Consider the following 17,605-nt stretch of genomic DNA (forward strand, 5'->3'; position numbering starts at 1 on the left):
TCGTTTGAACGCAAACTTGTCAAAAGTCATGTTTAAATCGCCTGAACAAACACCGTTAGTCAGCACGAAGTCGATCATCGTCGCCTTGGCTCTAGCCATAATTGGCATTGTGCTTATTGTTCTCGGGAATGCAATCGATCTTAAATATTGGAAAATTGATTTTGGATCAAACATTGCTGGAGTTGGCGCTCTGTTTCTTGTTATTGGAATACTGCAGTGGTTCTTTGACAGATACGTCCGCTCGGCATTCTTTGCGGAAGTTCGAGAAGAAATCCTAGGGAGCACCCAGGCAGCCCAATCAGGGATTTGCGGCTTCTACGAAGACTCGAAATCCGTTAACTTCACTGAGTATTTTATTTCTTCGACGGATTTGACGATTGGTGTAAATTATTCCGGAAAATTGATTGACAACTGTATAAAACTTCTTGCTGAGCGAACAAGGAAAGGTAATAAAACTACCATTATTACGATAAAAACCGGAGGCTATGCTCAGAAATTTATCGAAGCGGACTATTCTCACGCTAATGTGGAAGACGGCCTCAGAAAGATCGACGATATAGTGAATAGCCTTGACTCGGAACGAAAGCTGATCCAAATTAAGCGCGTCTCGACTGTGCTGCGCTACTCCTTTGTTCACTTCGACAGTCGCATATGGATTGTGTTTGGGACGAATGGCCCGGGAAGGCGGGCGGTGCCGGGATTTTATGTGTCGAAGAGGACACCTTGGCATTCTCACTTTGAAGAAGACATTCGACTTCTTTTGGAACGAGTAGAATGAGTATGGCTGAAAATAATCTGGTTTTGGAATTAACAAACCTGCTTCAACGGTACTCGCGGATTGAGGTGGAGCAGACATTACGTGGGCTATCCACTATGGATCGCAACAGCGATGTCTGCACGATACTCGTGAATCAAGGTTTGCACAGTTTTCCCGACTACGTCTTTCGGGGCGAGAAGTACGTTTTTTATGAAGGTTCTGCTGATCTTTCCTCATCTGAAGCGCTTGCCGATTTTGCAAAGGAACGCTTGGAAGGCCTCGCTAAATTCCTAAAGCAAAGGAAGTGGTCAGAGGTGTATATAGTAATTTCTGGGCAAGCCGCTTTATGCATGCTGATCAAGCTTGCCGTTTATAGAATTACGCATATCGAAACTACAGATTGGGTCTTCGATGGCCGAGGGAATTACATTTCTCTAAAACTACCGCTCAGGTCGATCTTAACTTCCTCATCGACTTGAATTTCTCTGTCATATAGCGCAGATACTCGGAATGTCAGCATTGGCCAACCTCCGATCGGTGCAGTAAATCCCGGTGCATTGCGGTTGTGGGTCGAGAGCGGCCCTGCGCGAATGCCCGTTTTCCGTCAAGAGCGGCCAGTTGTCAACAGTCTCCTCGGATCGTTTCTCATCCTTTTTGACCAACCGCCGTAGAATCGAGACGAGCATTAAAGACGTCCGATAATCTAGAACTGCCAAACGGAATTCTTTATAACTTTAAAGCAAGGGTCGGGTAATGCAGCACATTTCCACTCAATATGCAGGACATCGTTTTGACTTCGAGCAGGTTAACGTCATCCTCGGAGCTAACGGCTCCGGTAAATCTAAGCTTCTAAATGAAATTAAGAATGGCGCACACGGACAGAATAACTGTAAGGTCGTGTACATAGAGGGCGGTCGAACGATAAAAATAGCGGACGTTTTAAAATTTGAAGTGCAAAACTTTAGAAACTATGATGTATTCGAAAAAATCGTATCTAACTACGAAGAGAAAAGGACCTTATCTCTTGCGGACAGATTGTTTGATGCATTAGTTGTTCTCGATAGGCGCGATGCGCAGATCAAGGCTGAACACTCAGACCTTGTGAGTCAATGGGTGGAAGGGGGACAGCAAGGGGAATGCCCAAAAAGACAACAACCACCTCTCGAGCGTCTATTCGAACTATTTAATGAAATTTTCCCTCTTATTTCGCTGAAATACGAATCCAATGCCAAGCGTCTTGTTGCGTCAAAAGGCGGAAATTCATACGGTCCCTCTGAGATGTCCGACGGCGAAAAACAAGTCTTCTCGATTTTGGCCGATTTATTAGAACTTACTCCGGAACATACCGTGATCATTGCGGATGAGCCAGAGCTTAACCTACACCCAGAGTTGGCTGAGCGACTATGGACACTGCTGGAAAACGAATTTCCCGAAAAGATATTTATCTATGCGACACACAGTATCAGTTTTGCGCTTCGCAATAACGTCCGTAAAGTGTGGATTATCAGCGCAGACGCAGCAAACATCGCCGAATTCACAGGCTTAAGCTCCCTTCCCAGAGCGGAAACTACGGCTTTGCTCGGTAGCCTCCCGGGTATTCTTTCAGCTAATCAAGTGATTGTTACTGAAGGGCACGAAAAGTCATTCGATGCGATATTTTATCGTTGGATCATGGGTGACAGCACAATTGAGATTTTTGCTGCTGGTGGGTGCTCCGATGTGGTTTCTATTGTTGACAAGAGCGGCGTCTGGGAGAAGATAACGTCGAGAATAGCGCTAGCGGGAATTATTGATTCCGATTATCGGGATGAAACATATCTGCATGAGCTGACATCAGCAAGTATTCATGTGCTGCCATTACATGAGGCTGAGGCCTATTTATGCGTCCCGGATATCATTGTGGCAGTAGCATCTAGGATAGGTTCAGTAGAGCCTCCACTTGCGAAGGAAGTAATCGTAGCCGCGATTCTCAAAGAGCTTGAAGACAGGAAGCTTATAATCGCCGCCCGACGAGTCTTTGCTGCCTCCCATATACGCCTGGGCCTCAGTCTCGATCGGAGTTTATTGAGTGCAGCCGGTAATCGGGAGCAATTGCTTCAGAAAATGCGAGAAGCGGCTGAAACGGAGATTGAAAAGGCGCACCAAAAACTTTCACCAGAGATAGTCGAAGGCCAACTGGATGCCGTAGTAGCAGAAATTGACGCAGTTATCGCCGCAACTGATATTGAGAGAGCACTAAGGTTATTGCCGGCTAAAGAGCTTGCTCACAAATTAGCGCCACGTGCGGGCTGCAAATCTGCTGCTGACCTGATGCGCTCGCTCCGTCATAACTTCAAGCCTGTCGACTTTAGCCTCACTGCAGAGTTGCGTCAGAAATTACGCTTAGCCTTGGTTTACACGGCTGAATGAGTGCCTTTGGTTAGTTGTCACATACTACGAACGGCAGCTAAGGGTCGAAAGCAGACACCCACTGACAGCTTGCGGCCAGGAGCGGTCACCCGGTGTGTCGCTAAGATTGACCATTCACAACCATGGATTTGAACCGTGTTGTCTGTATCCGAACTAATTCTTTCTAGCTATCAATTGGCAGCACAGCAGCAAGTTGCTATTACTCAAGCGTGGGTTCAAGGGTCACATCGCCTGGGCGGATCATTGTCTAAGTCTGGACTTCATACATCCATTCAACGAGTAGGCCGACTGGATGCTGTGCTCAGATGTATGGAAGATGAGTTAATAAGTGAGGTTTTGAGCGATGAGATACGCCCATGGGTCGCAGAGCCGCTGGGTTCGCTGTCCGAGATATGGATAGGGCAAGTTTATGAAATCATCCGCTTATCCCAAGAGCGCAAGCTAATTGCTGACAGTTCTTTTTTGAAGGCTTTAGCTCATGATTTCCGACTACTGCGAATCACAATGGAAAAGCATGAAATTGCGCAAGATCGAAGCCTATCTGAGCCAATAGCAATGTTTCGCGTACCTGCTAAAGAAAATGATGTGGACTACATGTACGACAAAAAAGACCCACAACGGTCGCATATCATGCCAACTGGAATTTCCCACCGAGGATCATTTCAATGGCTCGCTATAGATGTTTGCAACTCGCCGGCCCAACGGTGGCTTGAGCGCAGAGAACTATCTGACAGAGTACTGCAGTTATTGCTGGACGCTTAGATATTCTTTCTAGGCCCAATCTGGCATCCCTTCACTTCAGATACGGCCGACCGCTATGGGTCGAGAGCAGTCTTTCGAGACTGTCTGAATTCGACCTAAAGCAGACTGCAAACTATTAAGGTGTGACGCGAGAGGCAAGACTCGGCTTGCTGGGGCTGGCCCTCTCGATGGAAGGTTTAAGCTTCAGAGTCTCGAACTCAAAGTTTTGCTTTTGCCGATCGCGGCGGCCGCTTAGCGGGGGCCTTCGTTTCCCCGTTCTTGGCTTGCGGAGTATCGTTTTGGACAACTGGTGGGTCGGATTTCTTCTTTTTGAGAAGATGTCTCTTCTCTATATCGGCCAAGAATGCACTTCCCAGCGGGGTAATCGTGTATCGTCGATAGCGAACTCCGGCCACCTTCTCACTCACTGCCAACCCGTGGACCTGAAGCTTTGGACACACGTTGAAGAAGAAGAAGGACTCACTATCACTCCCACCAATCCGATTGGTGACTCCACTGATAAGCGTGTCCTTATTGCTATAGAAGATGCTCAGGAGATCAACTGTGGTCTCGGTTCCGTCTGCCAACTTCGCAGGGATCTTGATATCGATCGCTCCTAGAACTTCCCGGAGCTCTGCGAAAGTTTCAGCCTGCTTCGTAGATTGAGAGAATGTTCGCTTTTCAAGCTCCAGCATCGACTCCTTGAGCTGGCGGTTTTCTTCTGAAAGCTTGGAGATTTCTTCAAAGAGAGGCTTTGTGTCAACTACTTCGTCTGCTCGAACCCACCCTTTGAGCGATCTATTGGCTGCAAAGTCGGCTAGTGTTTCGTGAACGCATAGTTTTATGTCCTTGGGGTCATCGAAGAACGAAGAAATACTCCCTAGGACCTTTTGCCTAAAGAGGCCTAACTCCTTGGGGTTCTCCTTTTCCATAAATGTCGAGCCGTTCGAGCGAATCTTTGCCTCTAGGCAGTCATCCGTTATGACTACTGCAAAAAACGGCTTTCCTTGCTGTATCGCGTAGTCATACTCCAGTTCGGTATAGCTAATCCCAGAGCTAGGCTCGACCGATCCGTATCGCCCGCCAAGAATTAGCATGTAGACATCCGATTCGTCGATCCATTGCTTGATGGTTGCCATCTGCGAGCGGTCAGCGGATGTAAATAATTCCATTCCCGCCGGGATATGCCCAGCTTTCAAAATCGCACTCACTGCCGCCTGACGTTCTGGAAGCAGGTCTGTAAACGTGCTTGATATGAATACCTGTAGACGACGCTTCATTTGAGTCATGGACCTCGTGAAATTTAACTAGATTTAGACGACATGCAAAAATGCTCGTCGTTCTTGTAAGAATGAATTTATCCGTAATGATGAGAGTGAGCAATCGCAAGTAAATCTTTTAGGCAAACCTAAAAGATTGAAGCCTATTATGAGTGGTTAAAGAACCATGCTGGAATGACTGCTCACGGCCGAAAACGGACGTTTTCGAGTGACTGTTTTCGACCCAAAGCCGCCTGTCGGCTTTACGCAGAGGGAAAGCTCACCTATTTGTGCAGATCGGCAAGCAAAGCCCAACGCTCATGGTCTCGCCATTCGCCGTTTATGCAGAGATAGCTTGGCGAAAAGCCTTCATATTTGAAACCCACCCGACGCACAAGTGCGATCGAAGCTGCATTCCCAGGTTGGATGTTCGCCTCCAGCCGATGCAAGCCCAGTTCGCTGAACGCATAGTCCACAGTCGCTCGTAGCACCTGAGTCATCAACCCGGTCCGGGCGAAATCCTGCATCCCGTAGTACCCGAGATATGCACTCTGAAAAGCGCCTGCGACTATCTCGTTAATGTTTACTACGCCAATAACTTTCTTAGATGCCAATTCTCGCGCAATGAGACCGACGTTCGGTCCAGTGAGGCCACGGGAAAACCAATTATCGAATCCCGCCTTATCGGTAAAGGATGAGACCCAAGGTAAGTGGTAGTCCTGATTTGCTAAGTTAGCGGCAATTAATTCGGCGGCGTCAGTGGGAATCACTCGACGTATCTGAATCACGCTCATGGGCCTCCATCGTGTAAACATGGGCAGGCCTAGATTGTCGCCGATCTGACCTCTCCCAATCAATGTTCGCTTCTGGCCGATTCTGTTGAAAAACTCGATTGCTCGTCGCAATTTGTCGCGCTTGCAAGCCCGATGACCAGGCGGCTTTCGCCTTTTTTCGATTGGAACCGGGTACTGATGCCCGGTTGCCTTGTTAATCGGTGGGTTTCGCCTCAAGCGGGCGCACCTGTGCCCTGAACCGGTGGCCCCTGAGAGGTAAGCATCGCAAGACGACGTAGGTTCTGAACGGCTGCTGCGAGCGTGAATTCGTCTGCTGCACCAGTGAGTCCGCGCAACCGCAAGCGGTCAATCTTCAAAATACGTTTGAGATGTGCAAACAACACCTCGACTTTCTTTCGTTCGTGACGTGAGCGCTGGTATTGCACGGTGGCGCCGATACGCCTGGCTACGTCGCGTGCATCCTCGTAAATGCTGCGAGCGATCTTACGCATCGGCGTATTAGGGCAGCACCGCGGCTTCATAGCGCACGTACCGCAGTCCTTGTTGCTGGCCCGGTAGATTACGGTGCCTGCCCTGGTGACGTGAGTGCGCTCGATCTTAAATATGCGCCGCTCACTGCGCAGTGCATGCCCCTCGGGGCAACGATATTCGTTGGCCTCGCCATCCCATTGGAAGTCGCTGCTCGATAGACTGTCGTCCTTGCGCTGGGTTTTGTCCCAGACGGGGACGTGCGGCTCGATCCCCTTGTCTTGCACCATCCACGCCAGCATCGGAGCCGTGCCGTAAGCGGTATCGCCGATGAGCCGTTCAGGGGTGATGTCGAATCGTTCCTCGACACGATCCACCATCGTCTTGGTAGAGTCCACTTCTGCGGTGCGATGCGCAGGGGTAGCTTCGACGTCGAGGATCACGCCATGCTCAGTATCGATCAGATAGTTCGTCGAATAGGCGAAGAATGCGGGGCCGCCAGGGGCGGCTGTCCACCGTGACTGCGGATCGGTCAGCGAGATCCGCCGGGGAACGGTTTGCTCAAACGCTTCGTCGCCGAGCGCTTCGAGATACTCGCGCACGGCACGCGTGCTGAGTGCGGGGTTCGACCAGTCGGTGACCTCACTGGCAGGAACACCGCGCTGGCGGCTCGCATCAGCGGCCACGACGCTGGCGTCGACAGCGAAGCCTTCGCCTTTGACTAGGCCCGCAGCCATGCAACGACGGACCACTTCATCGAACAACCAGCGGAAGGTATCGCTGGCTCGGAAGCGTCCGTGTCGGTTCTTGGAGAAGGTCGAGTGATCGAGCACTGCATCCTCGAGGCTGAGACGACAGAACCATCGATAGGCAAGGTTCAGTTGAACCTCTTCGCACAGACGTCGCTCGGAGCGGATGCCGTAGCAATACCCAACGATCAGCATCCGGATCATGAGTTCGGGGTCAATGGAGGGGCGGCCCGTATGGCTGTAGTGCTCTGCCAGGTGTCGGTGGAGTTCACTCAGATCCAGGCAGCGATCGATGGCTCTCAGAAGGTGGGTCGGGGGAATGACGTCTTCAAGGTTGAAGGCGTAGAACAACCGCTCTTGTCCGCCCGCTTGATGACCCATCATGTCGGTGCTCTCTGAACTCGTTGGCGCTTTGCAAATTCTGCCAGACGACCGCGACCGCGGCGAGTTTTTCAACAGAATCGACCAGCAGCGGTCTTTCGTCGAGGCGCAGAGCGGACGCCGAGTCTCTTTACGTGGCATTGCACAAATTCGCGCAGTGCTAAGCCAAACTCTGCTTCGGGAGACATCGTGGCGACTGACGCTGAACAACGTAAAATGTCAGGTCTTCAGCCTCCACATGCTTCCTTTATGAACCTTGAACGACTTCGTCGCGAATTTCCCGACTTCGACATAACAACCCTGCCGCCCCTGCCCGAAGGGTATTTCGACGCATCGAGTTACATCGATGCAGCGCCTTCATTCGAGAACGAAGAGCGCGGCTTGAAAGTTTATGTCGACTACGCCAACTATGCCGACCGCGAATCCGGCAGGAGCCAGCGCTTCTGCGTTTCGCGCTACGACGAGGAAGCTGGCGACTTCGAGGACGTCGCCCTGTCGACTAACGATTGGGCCGAGGTCTTGCGCTTCCTGACCGCCTGAACGCCCTCGCCAGGGGCGATCGGTTTCCGCTCCGATCGTCGGATGATCGACCCCACGACCGCTTGCGCTCTCGCGGTCTTCGGTAGTTCGAAAACATGCGCAGCGCAGCCAGAGCATGGCAACGCTGCGGTTTCCAACCCTCACAGGGCCAGATAGAAATCCATCGGAATAAGCTCCACGGCCCATCCGCCTTCTTCACCCAGCGTGGCAGCCGGATGCATGGACGCAATGCGCAGTGCCTCCTCATGGCTATCCGCCTCAATAATGAACAAACCGCCCACCACTTCCTTCGACTCGGTGTAGGGCCCGTCGGTGATGCTCGTCTTGCCATTGCGTGGACGGAGCGTCTTCCAATTCTCGACATCACCTAGCGACGCAGAAACCAGGACCTTGCCGGTGGCGCGCATCTTCTCGTCCAAATCTGGACATTGGCTCACCAGTTTGTCTACATCATCTGGCGCCATCGCAGCAAATTTTTCGGGCGTGAAATAAGCCAGGCCGAGATATTTCATGGGAGATCCTTTTAGGGTTAATACGCTAACGACGAATCTGATGCTCGGAAATCGACATACTTCTGGGAAAAAATTTGTAGCGAACCTCGCCAGCCTATCTCATCCGTACATCCCTACCTTCACCCCAATCCCTCTGTCACTCCATCCGCCTCCCGTTTCAGCGCTGCAGCAATAGTCTTGCGACGCTCCGGACCCATGCGACCATAGTGCGCAGCGACGCTCAATGCAGCAACCGGCTGACGAGCGAGATAAATCGCAACACCGATGCCATACATCCCCTTGAGAAGATGCCCCGGGTTGAACGCATACCCCCGCTCGCGCGTGTCGGCCACCATCGCGCGCAGCTTGTCCACATCCAGGCTGGGATAGGGCCGCAGGCGCCCCTGAATGCGGCGTAGCACGTTCTCAACCTCTCCGTCGTCGAACGCAGCCAATAGCGCCAGACTGCCCGAACCCACACCCAATGGCCGGCGGGTGCCGATGTTCTGGGTTAGCACTTTGACTGGAAAGGAGCCTTCTTTGCGGTCTATACAGACGGCATCCAGCCCGCTGCGTATCGTCAGCATGACGGTGTCGCCGGTGCTATGAGCCAGCCGCTCCAGCGCCGGCCGGGTGACGGCCTGGATGTCCAGGCGATTGGCGGCGCGTTCACCCAAGGACAGAAATTCCAACCCCAGGTAATAAACGCGGCTACCCGCAGCCTGCTCGATAAAACCCTCAGCGCTCAGCGTTTTTAGAAAACGATGTAGCGTCCCTTTGCTCAGCCCGCTCTGCGCCTGCAGGTCGGAAAACCGCATGCCGCTCGATGACGAGCTGTAGGAAAGGATGCGCAGAATCTCCAGCGCGCGCCTGACGCTTTGCACGGTATCGCCGCTGGCCCGCGGGGTGCCGTTGTCCTCCATTACTGTCTCCTGCCTCGTCGTTGTGCTGGCGTGCCACCCGGCGCGCCGCTTTTTTCTGACTGCTGGTACTAGTGTTCCGTAGTGCGGAACTTTTTACAGGTATCCGCGATTTTGCCCCGTTTCGTTTCTATAGTCCAAACCCAACCCCGGCGGTGTCACCGCGTTCGGGAGGAGGCAAAGACATGATCGACATCGCGAACTCATACCAATGCAGTCCCGCGCTGTGGCGCGACAGAGTGGATCCGGCGTTCCTGCGCGAGCTGCGGCGCGTGGTGGCCGATACCGTGCTGCCCGAGGCCGAGGCCATCGACCGGCAGGACGTGTACCCCGTGCACATCATCAAGACCATGGCGCGCCACGGCTATACCAGCCTGACGCTGCCGCGCGAATGGGGCGGCAGCGCGGCCCCATACGGACACTGCGCCGCAGTGTTCGAGGAGGCCTCGTACGGCAGCGCAGCGGTGGGGATCAGCCTGATCACCATTTTGCAGGCGCAGACTTTGATCAACCAGTTCGGCGCCGAGTCGCTAAAGGCAGCGGTGCTGCCGGAATTCGCCCAGGGCCTGATCACCGCCTACGCGCTCACAGAGGCGAATCATGGCAGCGATATCCGCAGCCTGGATACAAAGGCGCAACGCGGCGCGAGCGGATGGACGTTGAATGGCCGCAAGTCGTTCATCACCTCGGGTTCGGCGGCCGAGGCCTATATCGTCCTGGCCGAGACGGATCATGGCGTGTCCACATTTTTCGTGCGTCGGGACATGCCCGGGGTGTCAACGTTCAACGGCCCGACATCCGGCACATTCGGCCTGCGCAACGGTCCGCACGTGGATCTGATCCTGGACGGCGTGGTCCTGCCCGACGATCATCTGATCGGCGTCGAAGGCAAGGGCGTGCGCCAGGCTGTGACTACGTTGGATTTTTCGCGCACGATGGCCGGTGCCATCAGCCTGGGCATCGCCCGCGCCGCGTTCGACAACGCGCTGGCCTATGCGGCCGGACGCGAGGCGTTCGACCAAAAGGTCCTGGGTTTCCAAGGCATTCAGTGGTATTTCGCTGACCTGGCGACCCAGATCGACGCTGCCCGCTTGCTGGTGTACGAGGCCTGCGCGGCATTGGACGAACACCGCGAGATCGCGCGCTATGCCAGCGAGGCGAAGCTCGCAGCCAGCCAAGTCGCTACGCGCGCGGCCGAGCAGGCGATTCAAATCTGCGGCGCTTATGGCGTGACCGAACACGCGCCGTTCGGCCGTTATCTGCGCGACGCCAAGGCCTATGAGATCGCCGGCGGCTCGTCCGAAATTCTCAAGAACACCATCGGCAAGCAATTGCTCGCCTTTGCCGCCAACCATCTGTCCGGACCCAAGAAGACGTGATCACCCACCGCCTGTATAGCCTGGCCGACAGCCAGCCCGACGCCATTGCGCTCGTTTTTGAAGCCCGCCAGTACCGCTACCGGGAACTGGCGGACATGGTCAGCGCCATGGCGGTACGCCTTCACGACGCCGGGGTGCGGCCGGGCGATCATGTCGCGCTGATGTGCGGCAACCGCCCGGCCTTTCTAGCCTGCTGGTTCGCGCTGAGCGAGCTGGGCGCGGTGAGCGTGCCGCTGAACACTGGATTGGTGGGCGAGGGGTTTTGCTACTCGCTGGCCAAGAGCGAATCGCGCCTGCTGATCATCGAGCCCGAGCTGCTGACGCTACGCCGTGACACGCTGGCGAATATGGATGGCGCACCGCCGGTGATGGAGATCGACGCCGCGATGGATCTGCCTCCGGCTGAATCACCGCCGCGCTGGGCCGGGCCGCAGCGCGGCGCAGGCGACGTGAACAGCATTCTGTTCACGTCGGGCACGACCGGCTTGCCTAAAGGTGTGACGCTGCCGCACGGCGCTTATGAGGCTGCCAGCGACGACATGATGCAATCGTTGGAACTGACCCGCGCCGATCGCATCCTCGTGTTCCTGCCGCTGTTCCACGCCAATCCGCAGATGTACGCAGTGGCCTCGGTGCTGGGTTGCGGCGCCACTTTGGTGTTGTTGCGGAATTTCTCTGCCAGTCGCTTCTTTGACGAAGCGATAGCGCATCGCGCTACTGGTTTCACCTATGTAGGTACGGTGCTGTCGATCCTGGACAAGCACTATCCCGAACCGCGCCGCGATCACACCCTGCGCTGGTGCGTAGGTGGTGGCGCGCCGGCCCGTGTGTGGGAGGCGATCGAATCGCGCTTTGGCATCTCGGTGCGCGAGCTGTACGGTATGACGGAAACCGGCGGCTGGGTATCGATGAATACGCCTCAGCGCGCACGCTTCGGCTCGGTGGGATATGCACGCGAGGGCATCGAGTTGGCCGTGGTGGACGATGCTGGCGCGCCGGTGGCCACCGGCGTCAAGGGCGAAATCGTGGCGCGCTCCAAACGCCCGCACGTGTTCTTCTCTGAGTACTGGCGCAATCCCGAGGCCACGGCCGGCACGCTCAAACAGGGCTGGCTGCACACTGGCGACCGCGGCTATCTGGACGAGGATGGCTTCCTGTATTTCGACGGACGCCAAAAGGAATTGATCCGGCGCGGCGGCGAAATGATTGCGCCCACCGAGATAGAGCAACAGTTGCTCAAGCACGAGCAGGTGCGCGATTGCGCGGTGGTGGGCGTGCCCGACGACATCATGGGCGAGGAGGTACATGCATACGTGGTGCTGCAAGGCGAGCCTGATGCCAAGGCTCTGCAGGCCTTCCTACAGGCGCGCCTGCCGGCCTATATGGCGCCGCGCTATTTCTCGTTCGTGCCCGTCATTCCCAAAACCGAAACCCAGAAAATCAAGCGTCATCTGCTGGCCGACCTGCCGACGCAAATGGTGGATCTGAGCGTGACGCGACGCTGATCTCTGCATCGATAACACAGGAGACACATCATGACCCGACGATGGAAACAACGGCCCCCTGGTTCAAACTGGGGCGATTTCGGTGATGACGACCAACTGGGCCGGCTCAATCTGCTGACCCCCGAGAAAGTGCGCGAGGCCGTGGCCGAGGTGCAGGAGGGCATTGTGTTCAGCCTGAGCCTGCCGCTGGATCTGCCGGGTGGCAATGTACTGAACCCGGCGCGCCATCCTCCGCGTCTGATGCCGACCCGGCGCGACGACAAGCCCATGTACCTGCACGCCTTTCAGCACGACCATAACACCACCGACGTGGCGTGCGACGACATGGTGGCCATGAGTCTGCAGTACTCGACGCAATGGGATGCGTTGTCGCACATCGGTTCGCATTTCGATGCCGATGGCGATGGGGTTGCCGAGATCGTGTTCTACAACGGCTACACCGGCAAGCAGAATTTCTCGCATCAACACGAAGACCGCGACAGCCCATCGCGCGCGCATCGCCTGGGCATCGAGCACATGGCGGCCAAAGGTGTACAGGGTCGTGGCGTGCTGCTCGACCTGCGGCGCCATTTCGGCGACGAGCGCAAGCGCGTTGGCTACGACGATCTGATGCGCGTGATCGAACACGACCGCGTCGAGGTGCGCAGGGGCGACATGTTGTGCCTGCATACCGGTTTTGCCGATGTAGTGCTGGGCATGGGGGGCAAGCCCGACGCGCAGCGGCTGGCGCGCTCATGCGCCGTGCTCGATGGTTCAGACAGCCGACTGCTGGACTGGATCGACGATAGTGGCATCGCTGCGCTGATCGCCGACAACTATGCGGTCGAGGATCGACCCTACGATTTCAAGGGCGATGGCTGCCATGCGCTGTTGCCGTTGCACGAGCGTTGCCTGTTCAAGTTGGGCCTGCATCTGGGTGAACTGTGGCATCTGACCCCGCTGGCCGAATGGCTGGCGCGGCACGAGCGTCATGCATTTCTGCTGACCGCGCCGCCGCTGCATCTGCCCGGCGCGGTGGGCTCGCCGCTGAACCCGATCGCTACCGTATAGCAGCCTGCCATGCCATCGGAAATTCAGAAGACTGATGGCATGGCAGGGCACAAGACTCCGCGCATCGTATAAGAACGACGATTTCTAAAAAGGAGAGAGACATGAAACAGCTAATCGGAATCCTGCGTGCCACATTGTTGTGCGGCGCCGCTGCGCTTGCTGTGAGTAGCAACGCAGTCGCTCAAGCTAATACCTGGCCGTCAAAGCCCATTCGCCTACTGGTAGGCTTTGCCCCAGGCGGGCCGACCGACAATGTGGCACGCATCCTGGCCGAGAAAATGGGCAGCGAGCTGGGCCAGCCGGTCATCGTCGAGAACAAGGCAGGCGCGGCAGGCAATATCGCCGCCACCGCACTGACACAGGCCCCCGCTGATGGCTACACGCTGCTCTACAACACCTCGTCCATCGTCATCGCGCCCTGGGTCTATCAGTCGCCTGGCTTCGATCCCCTTAAGGATTTCGCGCCGGCAGGCCTGACAGCGGCGGTGCCGCTGGTGCTGGCGGTAAACATGCAGGTGCCGGCCCAGAGCCCCAAGGCCCTGGTCGAAATGATCCAAGCCGCGCCGGGCAAATACAACTATGCGTCCTCGGGCGTGGGCGCCATCGAACATCTGACCGCCGCACAGCTCTTGAGCATGTTGGATCTGAAAGCGACTCACGTGGCCTACAAAGGCACAGCGCCGGCCCAGGTGGACCTGATTGCAGGCGCTACGCAGTTCACCACCACCACGCTGAATACGGTGATTTCGCCAGTGCAGGCGGGCAAGCTGCGCGCGCTGGCCATCACCAGCAAAGAACGCTGGTCGGGCATGCCCGACGTGCCGACTGTGGCGGAAACCCTGATCCCGGGTTTCGAGAGCCTGGCCTGGCAGGGCATCGTGGCGCCGGCCGGCACGCCCGAGCCGGTGCTGGCGAAGATCAACACCGCTATCAACAATGCGCTGGCTTCGCCTGAGGTGCGGCAAAAACTGGACCAGCAGGGCACCATCGTACTGGGCGGTTCGATTGAAAAGTACCGCGCCTATATCAAGTCGGAATACGATCGTTGGGGCAAGGTGGTGGAGCAGGCGGGCGCACGCATCGAGTAGGCGGCAAAGGCGCAGTCCTGTGGCAGGATGCCGAACACTGGTTCGGACTGGCGAAGGCGCCTATGGTCTCCGGTTCTCCTGCCTGCGGCGACCCCGCGAACAGCCCTCCTAACCTGTCTGTAAGCGATATACGTTCGTTATCGGTGAGTCGCTATTTGCTATTAGACGGCGGTTCAGCGCAACTGCAATATACGTTCGTAGCAAAGCCTACGAGCCGGTATCGGCGGCCTTGGCCGATGCGGACAGAGCGCAACAACCGGCCTTTCTCAGTAGCACTAAGAACGCAAAAAAATAGACGGAGACAGAAATGAACTTTCACATAAAGGCGAGGGCGGCTGCCCTGGCCGCGTGTCTTTCGATGACGGCGTCTGTAGTGGCCCAATCCTCCAATACCGTAAATATCGGTGTACTGACCGATATGTCGGGCCTCTACTCTGAAATCGGTGGACGCGGTTCGGTAGTTGCGGCGCAAATGGCTGTAGAAGATTTCGGCGGCGAGATCTTTGGGCGGCCCATCAAGGTTTTGTCGGCGGATCACTTGAACAAGCCGGACATCGCTGCGTCCCGAGTCAGAGAATGGGTGGATCGAGACGGCGTGGTCATGGTCACCGATGTGCTGGGGTCAGCTACCGGTATCGCTGTTCAGAACCTGCTTGCCGACAAGAACTTTATTGTGATGAATACTGGTTCGGCAACATCGGCAATAACCAATAAAGAATGCTCGCCATATAGCACGCATTGGTCATACGATACTCAAGCTATCGCTGCTTCGAGTGCGGCGGCAATCTTAGCGGAGCAGGGCGATACGTGGTTTTTCATCACTGCGGATTATGCCTTTGGCCATATGCTTGAAGCGGATGCTACCAAGGTTCTCTTAAAGGGCGGCGGGAAAGTGGTAGGCACATTACGGCACCCGCTAAACGACAGTGACTTTTCCTCGTACATTCTGCAAGGGCAAGCCTCCGGTGCAAAAGTCATCGTTCTCGCGAACACGGGAGGCGATGCTACCAATGCTATTCGGCAGGCGACGGAGTTTGGGGTCATTGAGGCGGGCCAGAAGGTCATGCCCCTGCTGATTTTTGACACCGACATTAAGGGGTTGGGATTAAACGTCGTAAAGGGGGTGAAGTACACGACCGGATTCTATTGGGATTTTGACGAGCGCACTAGGAAATGGTCCGAGCGGTTCTTCGCTAAGCACAAGACTCAGGCAAGCATGGTGCAGGCGGCCACCTATTCGGCGACGATGAACTATCTCAAAGCAGCCAAGGCGGTCGGCAGCTTCGACCGCGACAAGATTATGGCAAAGCTGCGAGAGGCACCTATTGACGACATGTTCGCTCGTAACGCCGTGTTGCGGGAGGACGGTCTTCTTGTCCATGACATGTATATGGCGCAGGTCAAGTCGCCTACCGAGTCCACAGGAGAATGGGATATTGCCAAGGTCATCAAGGTGATTCCCGGGAAAGACGCGTTTGCCCCGATTTCGGAAAGTGAATGCCCCTATTTGAAGCGCTAAGTGAGGCCCTTCTTGCGCAGCCAGGACGTTCGGCTGAAGCCGGTTTCTATGAAAAAAGCACTGAGTATCATCGGATAGCGGAGGTGACGCGTGACACTGGCAGCTAACTATATTGAAGGAAAATGGGAGAAGGGGAGCGATACGCTCATCAGCGTAAATGCGGCATGCCCGGACGACGTGATCGGGCACTATGCAAGCGCGGGGCCAATTCTGGCTGCTGCCGCGATCTCGGCGGCTCGGACCGCCGCGACCGCTTGGGAGAGCACAACCACGCAGATACGAAGTGATCTGCTGTACAGCATCGCGGATGAACTGTTGGTTCACAAAGATGCGTTGGCAGCACTCATTACCCGAGAGGCGGGGAAGACGCGGGCCGATGCGCTTGCTGAGGTGGTACGGTCGGCACATGTCTTTCGTTTCTTCGCTGGCGAGGCGGTGCGCTATGGTGGGGAGAATCTCTCATCTGTGAGGCCCAACGTTGGCGTACAAATCAGCCGGCATCCGATTGGAGTGATCAGTCTTATCACGCCTTGGAATTTTCCGTTAGCGATCGCAGCTTGGAAAATGGCGCCTGCCATGGCATTCGGCAATACGTTGGTTCTCAAGCCGTCTGAGTTGACGCCGGCTGTGGCTTGCGAATTGTTTCGTTTATTAGAGCGAGTAGGTACGCCTGCCGGTGTGGCCAATCTGGTGAACGGTGAGGGCGCCGAACTCGGCCCCGCTCTGCTCGAAGGCGTGGACGCAGTGAGTTTTACCGGGAGCGTAGCGACTGGTAGACGAATCGCGGCGCTTGCTTCACAGCATATGCTTCGGACCCAGTTAGAGATGGGCGGGAAGAACCCGCTAGTTGTACTTGACGACGCAGATCTCAACGTCGCGGTCGAATGCGCGCTGAATGGTGCGTTCTTTTCGGCTGGGCAGCGTTGTACGGCATCGAGCCGGCTTATCGTGGCAGAGGGCATTCATGATCGATTCGTGGCTGCGCTCGTGGCTCGGATGCGTCAATTGGTGGTGGGCAGGCCACAAGATCCCGATACGCAGATTGGGCCGCTGATTAGCCGTGCGCAACTGGACAAGGTTCTCGGCTATATTGAATTGGCGAAATCAGAAGGTGCCGTACTAACGGAAGGGGGCGACTCGCTGGACATCGACGGCGGCTACTTTCTGCGACCGGCACTTTTAACCGAAACGACACCGCAGATGAGAGTCAACCAGGAGGAAATTTTTGGCCCCGTCGCATCGGTAATTCGCGTTTCTGACTATGAGGAAGCGCTCGCCGTGGCGAACTGCACACCCTATGGACTTTCGTCGGGGATATGCACGACATCTCACAGCAAGGCTCAGCACTTCCGACTGCACGTGCGCAGCGGATTGACAATGGTTAATCTTCCAACAGCCGGGCTCGACTACCACGTACCTTTCGGTGGAACGAAGTCCTCGAGCTTCGGACCCCGCGAACAGGGTACATATGCGGTTGACTTTTATACATCATTGAAAACCGCGTACGTGGGGTATTGAAACCCTGTCGCGTACGTATGCCTCATAAGGAGACAAG

Annotated in this window: 16 protein-coding genes; 11 read left to right on the top strand and 5 right to left on the bottom strand. The window is 55.6% G+C overall.

Annotation, left to right across the window (positions count from 1 at the left end):
• Positions 1-16: 16 nt before the first annotated feature.
• The 4 genes from ACYVIT_RS02685 to ACYVIT_RS02700 all read left to right on the top strand — a co-directional run bounded on the left by ACYVIT_RS02685 (position 17) and on the right by ACYVIT_RS02700 (position 3,928).
• Positions 17-778: a hypothetical protein gene (locus tag ACYVIT_RS02685; RefSeq protein WP_415805523.1), complete on the top strand. Its 762-nt coding sequence runs from the start codon at positions 17-19 to the stop codon at positions 776-778.
• The gene (locus ACYVIT_RS02690; RefSeq protein ID WP_415805522.1) at positions 775-1,236 is read left to right on the top strand and encodes a hypothetical protein; all 462 of its coding nucleotides are present in this window, start codon (positions 775-777) and stop codon (positions 1,234-1,236) included. The genes ACYVIT_RS02685 and ACYVIT_RS02690 overlap by 4 nt, the downstream gene beginning before the upstream one ends.
• A gap of 274 nt (positions 1,237-1,510) precedes the next feature.
• A complete protein-coding gene (locus ACYVIT_RS02695) occupies positions 1,511-3,166 on the top strand; it encodes an AAA family ATPase (RefSeq protein ID WP_415805521.1) in 1,656 nt (551 codons plus the stop codon).
• A 135-nt stretch (positions 3,167-3,301) separates the two neighbouring features.
• Positions 3,302-3,928 (top strand): hypothetical protein, encoded by a 627-nt coding sequence (locus ACYVIT_RS02700; RefSeq protein WP_415805520.1) that lies wholly within the window; start codon positions 3,302-3,304, stop codon positions 3,926-3,928.
• Between the two features lie 197 nt (positions 3,929-4,125).
• On the opposite strand, the gene ACYVIT_RS02705 is transcribed toward ACYVIT_RS02700, so the two are convergent.
• The 3 genes from ACYVIT_RS02705 to ACYVIT_RS02715 all read right to left on the bottom strand — a co-directional run bounded on the left by ACYVIT_RS02705 (position 4,126) and on the right by ACYVIT_RS02715 (position 7,561).
• The gene (locus ACYVIT_RS02705; protein WP_415805519.1) at positions 4,126-5,196 is read right to left on the bottom strand and encodes a DUF4062 domain-containing protein; all 1,071 of its coding nucleotides are present in this window, start codon (positions 5,194-5,196) and stop codon (positions 4,126-4,128) included.
• Between the two features lie 254 nt (positions 5,197-5,450).
• On the bottom strand, positions 5,451-5,960 hold the full coding sequence (locus ACYVIT_RS02710; RefSeq protein ID WP_415805518.1) for a GNAT family N-acetyltransferase: 510 nt from the start codon (positions 5,958-5,960) through the stop codon (positions 5,451-5,453).
• A gap of 212 nt (positions 5,961-6,172) precedes the next feature.
• A complete protein-coding gene (locus ACYVIT_RS02715) occupies positions 6,173-7,561 on the bottom strand; it encodes a transposase (RefSeq protein ID WP_415805517.1) in 1,389 nt (462 codons plus the stop codon).
• A gap of 186 nt (positions 7,562-7,747) precedes the next feature.
• On the opposite strand from ACYVIT_RS02715, the gene ACYVIT_RS02720 reads away from it, so the two are divergent.
• Positions 7,748-8,098 (top strand): hypothetical protein, encoded by a 351-nt coding sequence (locus tag ACYVIT_RS02720; RefSeq protein ID WP_415805516.1) that lies wholly within the window; start codon positions 7,748-7,750, stop codon positions 8,096-8,098.
• Positions 8,099-8,238: 140 nt separating this feature from the next.
• Here the strand turns inward: ACYVIT_RS02720 and ACYVIT_RS02725 are convergent, their stop codons facing one another.
• Positions 8,239-8,610: a YciI family protein gene (locus ACYVIT_RS02725; RefSeq protein ID WP_415805515.1), complete on the bottom strand. Its 372-nt coding sequence runs from the start codon at positions 8,608-8,610 to the stop codon at positions 8,239-8,241.
• A gap of 119 nt (positions 8,611-8,729) precedes the next feature.
• Entirely contained in the window at positions 8,730-9,512 is a 783-nt protein-coding gene (locus ACYVIT_RS02730; protein WP_415805514.1) for an IclR family transcriptional regulator, read from the bottom strand.
• 182 nt (positions 9,513-9,694) lie between these two features.
• Between ACYVIT_RS02730 and ACYVIT_RS02735 the strand changes: the two genes are divergently transcribed.
• From ACYVIT_RS02735 to ACYVIT_RS02760, 6 genes are all read left to right on the top strand, one after another.
• The gene (locus ACYVIT_RS02735) at positions 9,695-10,888 is read left to right on the top strand and encodes an acyl-CoA dehydrogenase family protein (protein ID WP_415805513.1); all 1,194 of its coding nucleotides are present in this window, start codon (positions 9,695-9,697) and stop codon (positions 10,886-10,888) included.
• On the top strand, positions 10,885-12,393 hold the full coding sequence (locus ACYVIT_RS02740) for a class I adenylate-forming enzyme family protein (protein ID WP_460478147.1): 1,509 nt from the start codon (positions 10,885-10,887) through the stop codon (positions 12,391-12,393). Before ACYVIT_RS02735 ends, ACYVIT_RS02740 begins: the two co-directional genes overlap by 4 nt.
• A gap of 30 nt (positions 12,394-12,423) precedes the next feature.
• The gene (locus ACYVIT_RS02745; protein ID WP_415805511.1) at positions 12,424-13,443 is read left to right on the top strand and encodes a cyclase family protein; all 1,020 of its coding nucleotides are present in this window, start codon (positions 12,424-12,426) and stop codon (positions 13,441-13,443) included.
• Between the two features lie 101 nt (positions 13,444-13,544).
• On the top strand, positions 13,545-14,531 hold the full coding sequence (locus ACYVIT_RS02750) for a Bug family tripartite tricarboxylate transporter substrate binding protein (RefSeq protein ID WP_415805510.1): 987 nt from the start codon (positions 13,545-13,547) through the stop codon (positions 14,529-14,531).
• A 307-nt stretch (positions 14,532-14,838) separates the two neighbouring features.
• The gene (locus tag ACYVIT_RS02755) at positions 14,839-16,050 is read left to right on the top strand and encodes an ABC transporter substrate-binding protein (RefSeq protein WP_415805509.1); all 1,212 of its coding nucleotides are present in this window, start codon (positions 14,839-14,841) and stop codon (positions 16,048-16,050) included.
• Between the two features lie 90 nt (positions 16,051-16,140).
• On the top strand, positions 16,141-17,568 hold the full coding sequence (locus ACYVIT_RS02760; RefSeq protein WP_415805508.1) for an aldehyde dehydrogenase family protein: 1,428 nt from the start codon (positions 16,141-16,143) through the stop codon (positions 17,566-17,568).
• Positions 17,569-17,605 lie beyond the last annotated feature (37 nt).

The sequence above is a fragment of the Bordetella muralis genome (assembly GCF_054781015.1).